Origin of the sequence: Bradyrhizobium shewense (assembly GCF_900094605.1) — a bacterium.
GTDB lineage: Bacteria > Pseudomonadota > Alphaproteobacteria > Rhizobiales > Xanthobacteraceae > Bradyrhizobium > Bradyrhizobium shewense.
Genome location: NZ_FMAI01000012.1, coordinates 39780 through 55649, shown reverse-complemented (window position 1 = coordinate 55649; position 15870 = coordinate 39780). Strand labels below are relative to the sequence as shown.

At 65.4% G+C, this 15870-nt stretch carries 16 protein-coding genes; 8 read left to right on the top strand and 8 right to left on the bottom strand.

Going from position 1 to position 15870, the window contains the following annotated elements:
• Positions 1–2 precede the first annotated feature (2 nt).
• From GA0061098_RS22680 to GA0061098_RS45125, 4 genes are all read left to right on the top strand, one after another.
• Positions 3–1253 carry a DUF1501 domain-containing protein gene (locus GA0061098_RS22680; protein ID WP_091961328.1) on the top strand — a complete coding sequence of 417 codons (1251 nt, stop codon included), beginning with the start codon at positions 3–5 and terminating at the stop codon, positions 1251–1253.
• A 170-nt stretch (positions 1254–1423) separates the two neighbouring features.
• Entirely contained in the window at positions 1424–2587 is a 1164-nt protein-coding gene (locus GA0061098_RS22675) for a serine hydrolase domain-containing protein (protein ID WP_091961326.1), read from the top strand.
• A 166-nt stretch (positions 2588–2753) separates the two neighbouring features.
• On the top strand, positions 2754–3272 hold the full coding sequence (locus tag GA0061098_RS22670; RefSeq protein WP_091961324.1) for a septal ring lytic transglycosylase RlpA family protein: 519 nt from the start codon (positions 2754–2756) through the stop codon (positions 3270–3272).
• Positions 3273–3376: 104 nt separating this feature from the next.
• Positions 3377–3532, top strand: a complete 156-nt coding sequence (locus GA0061098_RS45125) for a hypothetical protein (protein ID WP_165637539.1) — start codon at positions 3377–3379, stop codon at positions 3530–3532.
• Here the strand turns inward: GA0061098_RS45125 and GA0061098_RS22665 are convergent.
• The 3 genes from GA0061098_RS22665 to GA0061098_RS22655 all read right to left on the bottom strand — a co-directional run bounded on the left by GA0061098_RS22665 (position 3504) and on the right by GA0061098_RS22655 (position 5312).
• On the bottom strand, positions 3504–3848 hold the full coding sequence (locus tag GA0061098_RS22665; protein ID WP_091961321.1) for a hypothetical protein: 345 nt from the start codon (positions 3846–3848) through the stop codon (positions 3504–3506). The genes GA0061098_RS45125 and GA0061098_RS22665 overlap by 29 nt on opposite strands.
• Positions 3849–3934: 86 nt before the next feature.
• Positions 3935–4207, bottom strand: a complete 273-nt coding sequence (locus GA0061098_RS22660; protein WP_091961319.1) for a hypothetical protein — start codon at positions 4205–4207, stop codon at positions 3935–3937.
• A gap of 139 nt (positions 4208–4346) precedes the next feature.
• Entirely contained in the window at positions 4347–5312 is a 966-nt protein-coding gene (locus GA0061098_RS22655) for a LysR substrate-binding domain-containing protein (RefSeq protein WP_245323488.1), read from the bottom strand.
• A 60-nt stretch (positions 5313–5372) separates the two neighbouring features.
• On the opposite strand from GA0061098_RS22655, the gene GA0061098_RS22650 reads away from it, so the two are divergent.
• On the top strand, positions 5373–6761 hold the full coding sequence (locus GA0061098_RS22650) for an MFS transporter (protein ID WP_091961316.1): 1389 nt from the start codon (positions 5373–5375) through the stop codon (positions 6759–6761).
• Positions 6762–6847: 86 nt separating this feature from the next.
• Here the strand turns inward: GA0061098_RS22650 and GA0061098_RS22645 are convergent, their stop codons facing one another.
• Positions 6848–9535: a flavin-containing monooxygenase gene (locus GA0061098_RS22645; RefSeq protein ID WP_091961314.1), complete on the bottom strand. Its 2688-nt coding sequence runs from the start codon at positions 9533–9535 to the stop codon at positions 6848–6850.
• 189 nt (positions 9536–9724) lie between these two features.
• Between GA0061098_RS22645 and GA0061098_RS22640 the strand changes: the two genes are divergently transcribed.
• Together GA0061098_RS22640 and GA0061098_RS22635 are read left to right on the top strand one after the other, a co-directional pair.
• On the top strand, positions 9725–9973 hold the full coding sequence (locus tag GA0061098_RS22640) for a hypothetical protein (protein ID WP_091961310.1): 249 nt from the start codon (positions 9725–9727) through the stop codon (positions 9971–9973).
• Positions 9974–10054: 81 nt separating this feature from the next.
• On the top strand, positions 10055–11542 hold the full coding sequence (locus GA0061098_RS22635) for a carboxylesterase/lipase family protein (protein ID WP_091961305.1): 1488 nt from the start codon (positions 10055–10057) through the stop codon (positions 11540–11542).
• A 7-nt stretch (positions 11543–11549) separates the two neighbouring features.
• On the opposite strand, the gene GA0061098_RS22630 is transcribed toward GA0061098_RS22635, so the two are convergent.
• A complete protein-coding gene (locus GA0061098_RS22630; RefSeq protein ID WP_028145412.1) occupies positions 11550–11729 on the bottom strand; it encodes a hypothetical protein in 180 nt (59 codons plus the stop codon).
• Positions 11730–11877: 148 nt separating this feature from the next.
• Between GA0061098_RS22630 and GA0061098_RS22625 the strand changes: the two genes are divergently transcribed.
• Entirely contained in the window at positions 11878–12672 is a 795-nt protein-coding gene (locus GA0061098_RS22625) for a DODA-type extradiol aromatic ring-opening family dioxygenase (protein ID WP_091961301.1), read from the top strand.
• 120 nt (positions 12673–12792) lie between these two features.
• On the opposite strand, the gene GA0061098_RS22620 is transcribed toward GA0061098_RS22625, so the two are convergent.
• The 3 genes from GA0061098_RS22620 to glgC are packed head-to-tail and all read right to left on the bottom strand — an operon-like array spanning position 12793 to position 15805.
• Positions 12793–13053 (bottom strand): SemiSWEET transporter, encoded by a 261-nt coding sequence (locus tag GA0061098_RS22620; protein ID WP_028145410.1) that lies wholly within the window; start codon positions 13051–13053, stop codon positions 12793–12795.
• A gap of 38 nt (positions 13054–13091) precedes the next feature.
• Positions 13092–14546, bottom strand: a complete 1455-nt coding sequence (gene glgA, locus GA0061098_RS22615) for a glycogen synthase GlgA (RefSeq protein WP_091961296.1) — start codon at positions 14544–14546, stop codon at positions 13092–13094.
• The gene (gene glgC / locus GA0061098_RS22610; protein WP_091961292.1) at positions 14543–15805 is read right to left on the bottom strand and encodes a glucose-1-phosphate adenylyltransferase; all 1263 of its coding nucleotides are present in this window, start codon (positions 15803–15805) and stop codon (positions 14543–14545) included. The genes glgA and glgC overlap by 4 nt, the downstream gene beginning before the upstream one ends.
• Positions 15806–15870: the final 65 nt, after the last annotated feature.

Sequence of the window (15870 nt, the reverse complement as noted above, 5' to 3'; positions counted from 1 at the left end):
GCATGGGCGTCGTCAATCATTTGCCCACGCGACGCGAGCTTCTGGTCGGCTCCGGTGCGCTGTTCGCATGGAGCCAGATGCCCAGGATCGCGCGCGCCGAAGGCCGCGATCCGCGCCTGCTCGTCATCGTGCTGCGCGGCGCGCTCGACGGCCTCGGTGCCGTCGCGCCGGTCGGCGATCCCGACTGGATCTCCTTGCGCGGCGATCGCGCGCTGCTGCTGGACGGCAAGCCGCCGGCGCTGCCGCTCGATGCCTTCTTCGCGCTCAATCCGGCGATGCCGAATTTGCACCGGCTCTACAAGAGCGGCAAGGCGGCGATCGTGCATGCCGTTGCGACGCCCTATCGCGAGCGCTCGCATTTCGATGGCCAGGACGTGCTGGAGAGCGGGCTCGTCAAGCCCGGTATGACCAGCTCCGGATGGCTGAACCGTGCGCTGCTCGCGCTGGAATCGGGCGGCCGCGTCGATCCGCGCGGCAGCCGCGCGCTCGGGATCGGCTCGGTGACACCGCTGGTGGTGCGCGGCTCGGCGCCGGTCATGACATGGGTGCCGCAGAAATTGCTCCCGGCGAGCGAGGACACGCAGACCCGCCTGCTCGATCTCTACCAGCACACCGACCCGAAGCTCGCGACCGTGCTGCAGGCGCGCATGAAGCTCGCTTCGCTCAGCGGGACACCCAGCGCGGGCGATGCCATGTCGGACGATCCGACCCTGGCACCGCCGGGCATTGCGCGCGTGCGCGCCTATTTCGCCGACGCCGCCGGCACCGCCGCGCGCTATCTCGCCAAGCCCGACGGTCCGCGCGTCGGCGCCATGGGCTTCGTCGGTTGGGATACGCACATCGCCGAAGGGGCGGCCTCGGGCCAGCTCTACAATCTGCTCGGCGCGCTCGACGGCGCCTTCGCCGCAATCGAGAGCAACATGGGCGACGCCTGGGGCGAGACCGTGGTCGCCGTGGTCACCGAGTTCGGGCGCACCGCGCGCATCAACGGAACGCAAGGCACCGATCACGGCACCGGCACGGTCGCATTCCTGATCGGCGGCGGGCTCGCCGGCGGCCGCGTGATCGCGGACTGGCCGGGGCTGAAGCCGGCGCAACTGTTCGAGGATCGCGATCTCAAGCCGACCACCGATCTGCGCGCCGTGCTGAAGGGCCTGCTGAGAGATCACCTGCGTGTCGAGGAGAAGGTGCTGGCGGATGTGGTTTTCCCCGGCAGCGCCGACGTCAAACCCATGGGGGGCCTTGTGGCCTGAAGCCGCGATGTGCACGCTGACGCAAAGAGAGCTCGATTTTCTCGCCAGCTTGACGACGAACTGGCGAAGGCTCTATTGGCGTGAATTCGCGCGCATCCTCAGAGAGAACGCGCAGCCCCGATACGCCGGCGCCGAAGCTGGCTCTGCGCCGCAACAGGGATGAGGCTCGCATGAGGCGGCGCCAGTTCATTTCGCTGCTCGGCGGCGCCGCACTGGCGCCGCTCTCCGCGGTCCGCGCGAACGCAGCCGACGGCTGCGGTGTTCCGCCCGAACGGGGCGACGGCTGGCCGGGCGGCTCCGTCGCTGGCGACAGTCTCGTCAATCGCGAGGCGCTGTGCGGGACGGCCGACCGGCTCGCCACGAGCGATGCCAATATCCATGCGGTGCTGGTCGCCCGCGACGGCAAGCTGGCGTTCGAGCGTTACTTCAAGGGCGCCGATGAGATACCCGGCTACATCTACGGCCGCCGGGTGGAAACCATCGCCTTCGATGCCGATACGTTGCACAATATGAAGTCTGTTTCGAAGAGCGTTGCATCACTCGTCGTCGGGATTGCGATCGATCGCGGGCTGATACGCGGCGTCGACGAACCGATCTTCAGCTTCTTCCCCGAACTGTCCGACTTGCGTTCTCCCGAAAAGGACCGCATCCGGCTGGTGCATGTGCTCACCATGTCGATGGGCCTGAAGTGGGTCGAGGCGACACCCGCGACGGGAGACGACGACAATGACGAGACGCGCATGCATATGGCATGGGATCCGTGTCGCTACGTTCTCGGTCTTCCCGTGACCGCCGCGGCGGGGCAGGAGTTCTTCTACAACACCGGCGCGCTCACGCTGGTGTCGGCCATCATCCGCAAGGCGACGGGACGTCCTCTCGATGAATTCGCGCGCGAGAATTTGTTCGAGCCTCTGGGTATCACCGGCACGGCGTGGGGCCGGTACAGGGGGGATACCGATGCCGGAGGAGGATTGCGCTTGCGACCGCGCGACATGGCCAAGATCGGCCAGCTCGTGCTTGCGGGCGGTCGCTGGAACGGCCGCCAGATCGTCTCCAAGGCGTGGATCGAGGCTTCGACGGCAGAAAAGATCAAGGCGAACGACGCTCAATCCTACGGATATCTGTGGTGGCGCGGCCAAACGCGCCTCAATGACCGCAAGATCAGCTGGATCGGTGCGCTGGGCCGCGGCGGGCAGTCGATCCGCATCGTCCCGGAGCTCGATCTCGTCGTCGCAGTGACTGCGGGTTACTATCAGGACTACAGCTCGCAAGCGTTTCGATTGCAGTTCGGCGTCTTCCGGGACGTGTTGCGCGCGATCCCGCCTCCGGCCTGAGCTGGAGCCGGCCACTGGGGTAGCTTCAGTCCCGATTCAGGACGCGTCACTGTGATGGAATCGTCACAGTTGACGCGAAACGGCGGCGGCCCCAGGCCCGCTTTTGTTCTGACAAGCTTCTGCCCTCATTGCCCACCGAAACTCCGGGGAGTTCGGAGGGCGCATCATGTCTTGCATTGCACGTGCCGAAACTGCCAGGATTTCGCTGGCAACCTCGAGCCGGCTGCTGCTGGCCATCGTCGGGGCCGCCTCACTCGCCGCCTGCGCGCAATCGCCGGTCGGCCGCCAGAAGGCCGATCTCGCGGCCACCGGCCGGCAGGCCGCGGTCGAGCGGCCGCACCGGGTGGCGGCGCTGCATCCAAGGCCGGTCAGCCGGGTGCGCATTCCCGATGGCGATGCAAAGCAAGCGGCCTCGCACGGCGTTGCCAGCTTCTATTCGGATACGGAGACGGCGAGCGGCGAGAAGTTCGACAAGAACGAATTGACCGCGGCCCATCCGACCCTGCCATTCGGCACCAAGCTGCGCGTCACCGACGTTTCCTCCGGCCGTTTCGTGACCGTCAGGGTCAACGATCGCGGTCCCTATATCCGCGGACGCGTCGTCGACGTCTCGCCTTCCGCGGCCGAGGCGCTCGGCATGGTCGATAGGGGCATCACCAATGTCCGGCTCGACGTCGTGCAATGAGTTCGAGACATCGCGTTCGGCCCGCCGCGCTTAACTGGGTGTTAGCGGCTTCTCAAGCACCATGTCTGTCCGAACAATTTGGGGCTGTTGAGGGAGGCGGGCGCTTGAACACGATCCAGTATCTCGAAGATCAAGCCGCGCGCGCCGAGCGACTCGCCAAACGGATCACAGATACGCTGACGATCGAAAGGCTCCAGGCCTTCGCCGACGAGCGCCGTCGCGAGATCGAAGTCATCGCCGGCAAATATCGGCGCGCATAACTCCCGCATTCATGCTATGGCTATCGATGAAGTCGCTGAGATAGTCGGGTAGCTCTATGCCATAGATGTCGCAGCGTGCCTTTATCGCGCCGGCGACATCAGTCGAGATGTCCTTCATCCAATGTTCGAGCGTGTTGAACGAAATCACCTTGATGGGGTCGTTGAAGCAGCCGGCGACGAGCTCGCCGATAGTGGCTTCGAGATCGCTTCGTTCGATGCGAATCTCCGTCGCCTGGTCGAGGCGATCGATCACCACGAACAGGGTCTGGTCTGCGCCATAGGGCACGACCGGGGGTGGTACGCCAGCTTCAAGCATGGGAGACACTCGCGCCTTGACTTCCGATTTCCACCAACGGGAGAAACCGGCAGAAGGTTCCTAACGCGCCTGCAGGTGAAGCGCCGTCAGAGAAATTCTCTCCAGCGCGAGAGCTCGATGACGTGTTCGGGCGAAAGGATGCCGGTCACGAGCGGCGGCTGCGCCGCTGTCCGGATCTCATAGAGATGCCGGGTCGTCGCCGGCTTCCCCATGAACGCAGAGATGCACTCGTCGAGAGTGCCTTCGCTTATCTGATATGATTCCCGGTCCGGTCGGCGCTCGTTTGCCAGCGACGGCCATTTATGCAGGGCCGCAAGCGCATCGAAATCGACTTTTGAATCCGCAACCGCGTCCCCCATCGCCCCACCTCACGCAAAAAGCACCCCAGCACGCGGATTTGCGTGCCGGGGCCCATACCTGTCGCTGCATCTCAATGCCACAGGCACCCAACGCGATGACCGGGAAATGGTTCCCGGCTGACCCGCTACGGCGTAAGGCTCAATCGTTGGGAATCTTCGGAGTTTGCAATATCCAGCGGACAAACGCCTTCACGCGGGGATCTTTGGCCATTGCCGGGGGCCAGCGCACGATTTGAGCCTTGCTCGACGGCAAGTCCCACGATTGCGGAAGCACCCGTACCAGCCTCCCGTCCTTGAGCGCATCCTGGACCAGCAGCGAACGCGCGAGCACGATCCCGTTGCCGGCGAGGGCGGCGGCTATGGCGGTAGCTATCGTTGCAAAACGTATCTCGGCGGGGGGCGGGCGGCCGAGGCCCAATCGTTCGAACCAGGTGGTCCATGACCACTCGACCCCACGGTCTTCGCCGGCCCGGCCCTTGTGCAGGAGCGGCAACGATTTGAGGCGCGTCACGTCGGTCAGTGGTCGCTGGCCAGGCAGCAGGCGTGGGTGGCAGACGGGGTAAACATGCTCGCGAAATAGCAAACGTTGCATGGACGTTGGCCTCAAGCCCGCCGCTGGTTGCCACAGCACCGCGACGTCAAGATCGTTCGACCTCGCGTGTGCGTCGGCTTCACGTACGGCCAGCTCAACCGGTATGCCGGGATGCGTCTGCGCAAAATCGGGCAAGCGGCGCACGAGCCAATAGTCGGCAAGCGCTGCACCGACGCCGACTTTCAAGGCCGGAGGCGGAGCAGCGGCGCGACAGAGCGCACGAAAATCCGCCATCCTGTCGAGCAAACCGGCCAACTCGTTCGAGAGGGCAATACCGGCGGGCGTGGCGCATAAGCCGCTCGGCTGCCGAATGAGGAGGGGCGTCCCGACGAAGTCCTCGAGTTTGCGAAGCCGATGACTGACCGCGCTCTGCGTGAGCCCGAGCTCTGCGGAAGCGCGCGTGACGCTCGCATGTCTCAAGGCGGCCTCGAACGCAATCAGCCCGTCGAAGGGAGGAAATGAGCGCATTGCATCATCATGAAATATTTTCATGCCGATGTGAATACATCGCATTGGCGCAGGCCTCGCCCTGGCATGCATATCGGTACCAGACGCTTTCACGATGGGACAACGATGATCACGCCTGAACCCGATATGCAGCCCCGACGCCGTTGGCACGACCTGCTGCCAGCGATGGTGCTCGGCATGGCGGCTTTTCTGACGCAATTCGACGTAACCGCGGTTGTTGTTGCGATGCCGGCTATGGCCGCCGAACTCGGTTTCGGCGGCGCTGCCTATGCCTGGGTGATGGATGCCTATAGTCTGGCATTTACCGGTGGGCTGCTCGCTGCCGGCGCGCTGGCCGACAAGTATGGACGCCGACGCGCTCTGCTTGGCGGCAACGCCGTGTTCCTGGTCGGATCGATCATTTGCGGCTTTGCGGCGGGCGGTCCAATTCTGTGGGCCGCCCGTGCAATTCAAGGCCTTGGCGCGGCGTTCGTTATCACTGGAGGCATTGCGCTGCTTGCGAGTGCCTATGCTCGGCCTGACGAGCGCGCCCGCGCCTTTGCGTTCATGGGTGTGCTCTCAGGCATCGCCATGGCGCTCGGACCAACGCTCGGGGGACTTGTCTCGGCCTGGTTCGGATGGCGCTGGATCTTCCTGGCCAATATCCCGCTTTGTCTGCTCGCGCTTCTGGCCGTTCCGCGGCTGGTCGCAGAGTCGCGTGATCCTGCCGGCCGCCCGCTGGACTGGAGCGGCGTCGTGCTTCTCACGTTTGCGCTTGGTATTGCAATCGAGAGCCTGCTGACGGGAGGTGCAATGCCGGCCCGGATTGCAGCGGGCCTCGGGCTGAGCGCGTGTCTGCTCGCCATCTTCGTGATGCAGCAGCGGCGCCGGCCCGTGCCGATTTTCGACCCCGCTGTGTTCATTCGGCCGGTCATGGTCGGCATTTCCTCGCTGCTGATTGCCGTTTCTGTTGGATACTGGGCGGTCCTCGTCTATCTGCCTCCGTTCCTGAGTGCAGCGTTCGGCTGGCCAGGCCCGTCCGTTGGCTTCGCAATGCTCTTCGCGACCTTGCCGATGCTTCTGCTGCCGCCCTATGGTGCTCGCCTGGCAAAACGCTGGGGCTGGCGCCGGCTGTTCGCGACGGCGATGCTGGCGCTGCTGGCAGGCGATCTCATTCTGGTGCTAGCGGCGAGCGGCTGGCTCCCGAACGCGCAAGTCGTTCTCGCTGCGGCGGCAACCGGAATGCTGTTGACCGGGATTGGCGCAGTCCTCGCGCATCCGCAACTGTCGAGCGCTGTCGTTGCGTTGGTGCCTCCGGCCCAAACGGGTATGGCTTCGGCAGTCACCGTGGTCATGAGGCAGGCCGGATTTGCGCTCGGCATCGCAACGCTCGGTGCGATGCTATCGGACGAAGGGACGCCTGCCGATTACGCCTGGCCCTGGCTTGTTGCCGCTTTTGGATCAGCAGGCGGCCTCATCGCCGCATCGATGTTGCTGCCTGACCATCAGCCGTAGCTGTATCTGGCAGATACAGCCGGCTGACGGGGCCACACCAATCGCCACGCCGGCCGGGAAACGGTTCCCGGCCGCTTCGTTTCGGCTCAACTCGCGGCCGCCGCGATTTTGTTCCCCGGGCTGGCGTCGCCGTGACTGTCCTCGTCGCCGCGGCTGACCTCCGGCGGCAGCCCGGCGAAGCGCCGCAAGGCTTCCGCCATCTGCACCCGGCCCGAGACGCCTGTGATCACCACATCGACCATGGTGAAGGACGAGTGGAAATGGCCGTGCGCCTTGAGCTGCTCGACCGGGACGCCTGCGGCCGCCATCGCCTCGGCATAGGCGATGCCTTCGTCGCGCAAGGGATCGAACTCGCAGGTCGCCACGAAGGCCGGCGGCAGCCTTTCGACCTTGCCGCGGAGTGGCGAGGCGCGTGGATCGGTGCGGTCCGCCGGCGAGCAGTAGAGGTCCCAGAACCAGTACATCAGCGATCGCGTCAGGAAGTAGCCGGTCGCATTGTCGTTATAGGACGGGCGATCGAAGGTGCAGTCGGTGGCCGGGCAGATCAGCAGCTGGCCGGCGATCTCCGGCCCGCCGCGGTCGCGCGCGAGCTGGCAGGTGACGGCGGCGATGTTGCCGCCGGCGCTCCAGCCCGCCACCAGCACCGGGCCCGGCTTGCCGCCGAGCTCCGCGGCGTGTTCGGCGATCCAGCGCGTGGCCGCATAGCCGTCTTCGGCCGCGGTCGGGAAGCGATGCTCGGGGGCGTGGCGATAGCCGACGCTGACGAACGTCATGCCGGTCCGTCGCACCATGTCGCGGCAGAACGGCTCGTCCGACTGCTCGTCGCCGAGCACCCAGCCGCCGCCGTGGAAATAGACCACGACCGGATGCGGTCCCGGTGTCGCCGGCTTGTAGACGCGGTAGGGCAACGCGCCGTCGGTGACGGGCAGGGTGCCATCGACGATGTCGCCGATCGGCCGTCCGGCGGGGCGGCCTTTGTTGAACTCGTTGACGAACTCGCGCGCGCCGATTGCGCCCATCGACTCGATCGGCGGCAGGTTCAGCGATGCGAGCAGGTTCATCACCAGCCGCACGTCCGGCTGCAGCCGCACCACCTCGCCGTCATTGCATTGCTCTGTGCCGCCAGGGCCGGTGAGCTTGAAGCCGAGCATGCCGCGGCTGACCACCTCGTCGCAGATGCTGCGATAGGGGCCGACGCCGCCGGTATAGGGCATCAGGCCCTGCACCTTGCCGGGGACGTTGGCGCCCGTGTACCAGGTGTTGGCGAGCCGATGCAGCGTCACCATCGAACAGTCCGCCATGTGCCTGTTCCAGCCGGCCTGCGCGGTCTCGGTCGGCTCGATCGTGGTGAAGCCGGCATCGCGCAGCGCGGCCAGCCGGTCGACCACCCAGTCGACATGCTGCTCGATCGACACCGCCATGTTCGACAGCACCGACGGGCTGCCGGGCCCGGTGATCATGAAGAAGTTGGGAAAGCCTTCGACGGTGAGCCCGAGATAGGTCTGCGGCCCCTGCGCCCAGACATCGGTCAGCGACTTGCCGCCGCGCCCGGTGATCGGATGCACCGCGCGGATCGCGCCGGTCATAGCGTCGAACCCGGTCGCGAACACGATGACGTCGACGTCGATGCTGCGGCCGTTCGTGGAGATGCCACTCGCCGTGATGGCCTTGATCGGCTCCTGGCGCAGATTGACCAGCGTGACATTCGGCCGGTTGTAAGTGGCGTAGTAGTTGGTATCGAGGCAGGGGCGCTTGGCGCCGAAGGGGTGATCGTGCGGCGTGAGCGCCGCCGCTGTCTCGGGGTCCTTGACTGCCGCCCGGATCTTCTCGCGGATCAGGTCCTGGACGATCTTGTTGCCGTCGACGTCGACGGCCTGGTCGGCCCAGAGCTGGGTCAGGATGTGGACGAGGTCGCCGGCGGCCCAGGCACGTTCGAACCGCTCGCGACGCTCGGCATCGCTCAATTGCCAGCTCACGACCGTCTGCTGCGGATAGGGCACGCCCGCCATCGACTGGCGCGCCTGCTCGCGATAGGCCGGGCGATCTGCTTGCAAAAGGCTCATGCGGTCCGATGGCGCCGGGCCGTTATGGGCAGGCAGTGCGAAATTCGGCGTGCGCTGGAACACGGTCAGATGCGCGGCCTGCTCGGCGATCAGCGGGATCGACTGGATGGCCGACGAGCCGGTGCCGATCACGGCGACGCGTTTTCCAGCGAGGTTGACGCCGCCATGCGGCCAGCGTCCGGTGAAATAGACTTCGCCCTTGAAATCCTTGACGCCGTCGATCTCCGGCGGCTTCGGCGCCGAGAGGCAGCCGGTGGCCATGATGTAATGGCGGCAGGAGACCGGCGCGCCATTGTCCGTGGTGAGCTGCCAGCGCTCGGCCTTCTCGTCCCACTTGGCTTCGGTGACCTTGGTCCTGAAGCGGATGTCGCCCCTGAGGTCGTAGCGGTCCGCGACGAAGCCGAGATAGCGCAGGATTTCGGGCTGGGTCGCGTATTTCTCCGACCAGGTCCAGGCCGTCTCGAGCTCCGGATCGAACGTATAGCTGTAGTCGATGGTCTGGATGTCGCAGCGCGCGCCCGGATAGCGGTTCCAGTACCAGGTGCCGCCGACGTCGCCGGCCTCTTCGAGGCCGACCGCCGAGAGGCCGGCCTTGCGCAGGCGATGCAGAAGATAAAGGCCGGCAAATCCGGCGCCGACCACGGCGACATCGACCTGCTGAGCGGTTCCGCGCTCATCGGAGGCACGTGTGGCAACCATCGCATCTGGCATGGCATCCTCCCGTATGTTTTGTTTTGCCGGCAGGCTATCGCTACATGCACGGCTTGTCATCACGGCAAGCGCAATCTTGGGTAGGCGTTTGCGGCGTCATCGTGGCCGCGTGAATGTTGCGGCACTACACGCACCGCGATGCACAATGGCCGTGATAGCCCGGGCTAATCATGCCCGATCCGCCTGTGTATGCTTGCGGTTACAAGCCACGCGTACCGGCCGGACGTCATGACAGAGTTGAGTGAGCGGACCAAAGCGAACATGGACGTCGTCCTGGAGCAGACGTGTAGGCAATTGCCGCATGGCGGCGATCACGACAGCCGCAGGTTCATCGCCGAACGCCTGATCGAAGCGGCGCGGGCCGGGCACTCCACGCTCGGCGAGCTGGGCATCGTCGCGCGGCACGCGCTGGCGGAGATTCTCGCAAAGCGCGGTTAGTGCGAGCCGGCAGGCTTGCCCCGCCGATGGCGGCGGACGTAACCTGCAGGAAACCGTTCCGCGTATCGAGATGCACCGAAGATGCGATCCCTGCTCGCGCTTCTTGCGGCCTCCATTGTCCTGTGTTGCGCCGGCTCGGCCGTGGCGCAGCCGGTCGGACAGTTTCCATTCGCGCTGACGCGTGAAGGACAGATTCTCGGCGCCGTCGAAGGTGAGGTGGCCTCGTTCAAGGGACTGGCCTATGCGGCGCCGCCGGTCGGTGCATTGCGCTGGCGACCGCCGCAGCCGACGCCCGAAAGTTCGGAGATGCACACCGCCTACGATTACGGCGCGCCGTGCCTTCAGCCGTCCTTGCCTGATGCGAGCGAGGATTGCCTGACGCTGAACGTGTTCCGCCCCTTCGGGGTCGACGGCCCGCTGCCGGTGATGATGTTTATCCATGGCGGCGGATTCATCAGTGGCACCGCGAATGAGCGGCTGTTCGACGGTGCCAGGCTGGCGCAGGCTGGCCTCATCGTGGTGACCGCAAATTATCGCCTCGGCGCGCTCGGCTGGCTCGCTGATCCCGCGCTGACGGACGGCGGTTCCGGCAATTACGGCCTGATGGACCAGATCGCCGCGCTGCATTGGGTTCATGACAACATCGCAGCCTTCGGCGGTGATCCGCACAACGTCACCTTGTTTGGCAGCGACGCAGGCGCGACATCGATCGCGCTGCTGATGCTGTCTGCGCAGTCGCGTGGTCTGTTCCAAAAGGCCATTCTGCAATCGGTGCCCGGTCGCGCGCCTCTGCGCTCGGCGCAGGACGCGCAGGCGATGGGCCGGCAATTCGTGGCAGCGCTCGGACCGCAGGCGGATTTGCGCGCAGCTGAACCGCGACGCCTGCTTGCCGCCGAGAGCCGTCTGCTGGAGCAATCGCGGTTCGGCTTCGCGCCGATGATGGATGGAGCTCTGGTGACCGAGAATATCGCTGCAGGTTTTGCGGCCGGACATCAAAGCCGCATTCCCCTCATCATCGGCTCGAACGACGACGAGACGGGTTTCGACGGCGAGTTCGATGCCAAGGAGGAGCTTGAAGCGTCAGGCCTCACAAGCGATGAGCTGCGCAAGCTCTATCCCGATCTCGCCAAGCCTTCTCTCGCCAGGCCTTCGGATATTGCGGCAAGATTCTACACCGACAAAGTTTTTTCCGAGCCCGCAAGACTGCTGGCGCGCCTGCATGCCGCAAGCGGCGCGGCGACCTTTCGCTATCGCTTCGCCTATTTGCCCGAGGCGCGTCGCGTCAATCCTGGGCCTGGGCACGGGCGCGAGCTGCAATTCATCTTCGGCGCAGAAGGCGTGCCGGGAGCGGGCATCTTCTCGCGGGCTGATCGCGAGGCCGCGAGCCGCATGCGGTCCTATTGGATCAACTTCGCCAGAAGCGGCGATCCCAACGGTCCCGGTCTGCCGCATTGGGATTCCGTCGCTGGCCGCGATCGCCTGCTGCTGATCGCGAACGATCACATCGCGAGCGGAGACGAACCCTGGTCGGAGCGTCTCGACCGGATCGCAGGCGAGAGTAAAAAATGAGCTGGACTTAAGCGGCGAGCTCGACGCGGGGCGCCGGCGTCAGCCGGCCTTCCTCCAGATAGTCCATCGCGCCGTCCTTCTCGACGGCGTAGAACTGCTGGCCTTCGCGCGACTTGAAGGCGGCGCGAACGATGCCGCGGCGGCCCTTGTCACTGTTGACGACGTCCCCCAGCGCAAACTTCTTCATCTCACGTCTCACTTGTCTTCAGGCCGACTGCTTCGGCCACGCCGGGATTTTGGGCGGCAAATCGTTAACGACTTGCTAACCATGCCGGTTTGCCTATGCTCGCCGCCGAACGCGCGGGCACGCGCAGAGTGCCGATGAGACGAGCCCCATGACGCGATTTCCGACCCTGTTCCTGTCGCATGGCGGCGGCCCCTGGCCCTTCATGGAGGACCGGCGGGTGCAATATGCCAGAACCGCCGAAGAGTTCGGCCGGTTGCCGCAGCTTCTCCCGGAGAGGCCGAAGGCCGTGCTCGTCATCACCGGCCATTGGGAGGCCGATGCCTTCACCGTCTCGACCTCGGCGCAGCCGCCGATGGTGTACGACTATTACGGTTTCCCCGAGCATACCTATCACCTCAAATATCCGGCGCCGGGCCGGCCCGAGCTCGCGACCGAGGTGAAGGCGCTGCTCACGCGCGCCGGCCTGGAATGCCGGGAGGATCCCAACCAGGGTTTTGACCACGGCACCTTCGTGCCGCTCGGCCTGATGTATCCGAACGCCGACATGCCGATCGTGCTGCTGTCGCTGAAGTCTGCATACGATGCGGCCGAGCACGTCAGGGTCGGCGAGGCGATTGCCTCGCTGCGCGATGAAGGCATTCTGATCGTCGGCAGCGGGCTGACCTATCACAACATGCGCGGCTTCAACCGGCCGGAGTCCAAGCCGGTCTCGGTTGATTTCGAGGCCTATCTGAACGAGGCGATCAGCAACCCCGATCCGGCCCGCCGCAACGCGATGCTGGTCGATTGGGAGAACGCACCGAGCGCGCGCCTGGCGCATCCGCGCGAGGACCATCTGCTGCCGCTGATGGTGGCCGCCGGCGCCGCCGGCAGCGATATCGGCAAGCGCGTCTTCGTCGACGAGGTCGCAGGCGTCGCGATGGCGTCCTACGTATTCTGTTGATTCCGTAGGGCGGATTAGCGAAGCGTAATCCGCCGTCGTGCGGCAATGAAGGTGGCGGATTACGCCCGCGACTGCGCTTCGCGCAGCCGGGAGCTAATCCGCCCTACGCATCGCGCAAGCTCACCCGTATTTCAGCTTCATGAACAAAATGCCGCCGGCGAGCAGCATGGTGATGGCGTTGGCGGCGACCAGTGGCGCATCGCCCGAGAGCAGGCCGTAGATCAGCCAGAGCGCGAGGCCCAGCACCATGACCAGGAACATGCCGAGCGAGATGTCGCCGGTGGAGCGGGTCTTCCACACCTTGATGGCTTGCGGCGCATAGGCCACGGTGGTGCAGGTGGCGGCGGCAAAGCCGATCAGCTTGATCACGAACGGGTCCATGCCGGCTCTATAGCATGGATTCGACGATGGTCATTGCCTCAGGCGCGCTCCGCCATGAGCCCGCGATAGAGCGCGGCATAGTCGCCGGCGCGGTTGCGCCAGGAGACGTCGGTCGCAAGGCCGTGTCGTTGCAGTTGGCGCCAGGTCGGCTTGTCGTGGAAGGCGGTGTTGGCCTTGCGCAGCGTGCCGGCGAGGGCCTCCGCCGTCACGGGTGCGAACTTGAAACCGGTGGCATCGCGGTTGGCGGCGTCGGCCTCGCTGATATCGACGATGGTGTCCTCGAGCCCGCCGACGCGTGAGACGATCGGAACGGCGCCGTAGCGAAGTGCGCAGAGCTGGGTCAGGCCGCACGGCTCGAAGCGCGAGGGCACGATCAGCGCGTCCGAGCCGGCCTGCAGCAGGTGCGCCAGGATCTCGTCATAGCCGATCACGACGCCGATCCGACCGGGATTGGCGCGGGCTGCGGCCTGATAGCGATCCTGGAGATCGCGGTCGCCGCTGCCGAGCAGCGCGAGCTGCATGCCTTCGGCCAGAATGGTCGGAATGGCCTCGAGCAGCAGATCGAGCCCCTTCTGCCAGGACAGCCGGCTGATGACGCCGAGCAGCGGCGCTTCGTCGGAGGAATCGAGATTGAACTGCTGCTGAAGCACCGCCTTGTTCGCGGCCCGGAACGTCAGGTCCTCGGCGCCGTAGCGGTAGGCGATGTGCGCATCGTCCTGCGGATTCCAAACCGAGATGTCGATGCCGTTGAGGATGCCGCTCAGCACGTTCGCGCGTGCGCGCAGCAGGCCGCCGAACCCCATGCCGCCTTCGTCGCTCTGGATTTCCTGCGCGTAGGTCGGCGACACTGTCGAGATACGATCGGCGTATTGCAGGCCCGCCTTCAAAAAGCTGATGCCGCCGAAATATTCGATTTCGTTGACGTTGAACGCGTGCCAGGGCAGGCCGATCGCACCGATCAGCTCGGGAGCGAACTTGCCCTGATAGGCCATGTTGTGGATGGTCATCACGGTGCCGGGTCGCGGGCGATTGTCATAGTGCAGATAGGCCGGCGCGAGCCCGGCCTGCCAGTCATGGGCGTGCACGACATCGGGCACGAAGGCGGGGACGAGGCCGTGGCCGATATCGGCGGCGATGCGCGACAGTGCGGCGAAGCGCACGCCATTGTCCGGCCAGTCGACGCCCTCGGTGGTGACATAGGGATTGCCCGGCCGCGCATAGAGATGCGGCACGTCGAGCACGAACAGGTCGAGCCCGTCATGGGAGCCGGCGAGTAGCCGGCCCGGCCCGCCGAAATAATCCGGCCAGCTCCGGATCTCCTCCGCGTTCGATACGATCCGCGTCACGTCGGGATAGCCCGGCATCAAGGTGCGCATCTCGACGCCATGCGCCTTCAGCGCGATCGGCAGCGCGCCGGCGACATCCGCGAGGCCGCCGGTCTTGACGATGGGATAGACTTCAGAAGCGACCGCGAGGACGCGAACAGGCCTCATGTATTGAGCCTGTCGATCATCGGCTGAGTGACGAGCGAAATCCCCTGCTCGGTGGTGCGAAAGCGCTTGGCATCGAACGCCGGGTCCTCGCCGATCACGAGTCCTTCCGGAATCTCGACGCCGCGGTCGATCACGACGTTCTTCAGGCGAGCGCCGCGGCCGACACTGACATAGGGCATGATCACGGCGTTCTCGACATTGGCATAGGAGTTGATGCGCACGCCGGTGAACAGCAGCGATCGGCGCAGCGAGGCGCCGGAGATGATGCAGCCGCCCGAGACCAGCGAGCTCACGGCCTGGCCGCGCCGGCTCTCCTCGTCATGAACGAATTTCGCCGGCGGCGTGATCTCCGCATAGGACCAGATCGGCCAGGAGCTGTCGAACAAATCGAGCTCGGGCACGACGTCAGTGAGGTCGATATTGGCGGCCCAATAAGCATCGACCGTGCCGACGTCGCGCCAATAGGCGCGGGGGTCGCTGCCGGAACGCACGCAGGAGGTGGAATATTGGTGCGCCATCGCGCGGCCGTTCTTGACGAGGTAGGGAATGATGTCCTTGCCGAAATCGTGGTTCGAGTTCGGGTCATCGGCGTCGCGCTTGAGCTCCTCGAACAGGAACTTCGCGTCGAACACGTAGATGCCCATGCTGGCGAGCGAGACGTCCGGCTTGCCCGGCATCGGCGGCGGATCCTTCGGCTTCTCCAGGAACTCCTGAATCCAGCCGTTCTCGTCGATATGCATGATGCCGAAGCCCGAGGATTCCGTCCGCGGCATCTCCAGGCAACCGACGGTGACGTCGGCGCCGCTGTCGACGTGCTGGCGCAGCATCACCTCGTAGTCCATCTTGTAGATGTGGTCGCCGGCCAGCACCACGATGAAGCGGCAGGCGTGGGATTCGATGATGTCGATGTTCTGGTAGACCGCATCCGCCGTGCCGACATACCACATGTTCTCGGAGACCCGCTGGCTCGCGGGGAGGATGTCGAAGCTCTCGTTTCGCTCGGGGCGGAAGAAGTTCCAGCCCATCTGAAGGTGCCGGATCAGGCTGTGCGCCTTGTACTGGGTGGCGACTGCGATGCGGCGGATGCCCGAATTGACGGCATTCGACAGCGCGAAATCGATGATGCGGGACTTGCCGCCGAAATAGACGGCCGGCTTGGCGCGGCGATCGGTCAGCTCCAGGAGCCGGCTGCCGCGTCCGCCAGCCAGGACGAACGCCAGCGCCTGACGGGCAAGCGGCTCGGGTCTCGCGGCACTCATGTCATTCCTCCCACTCACACCCGGCGCAGGCCGAGGCTATTTGTCGCGAGAAGCCTCGCGCCATT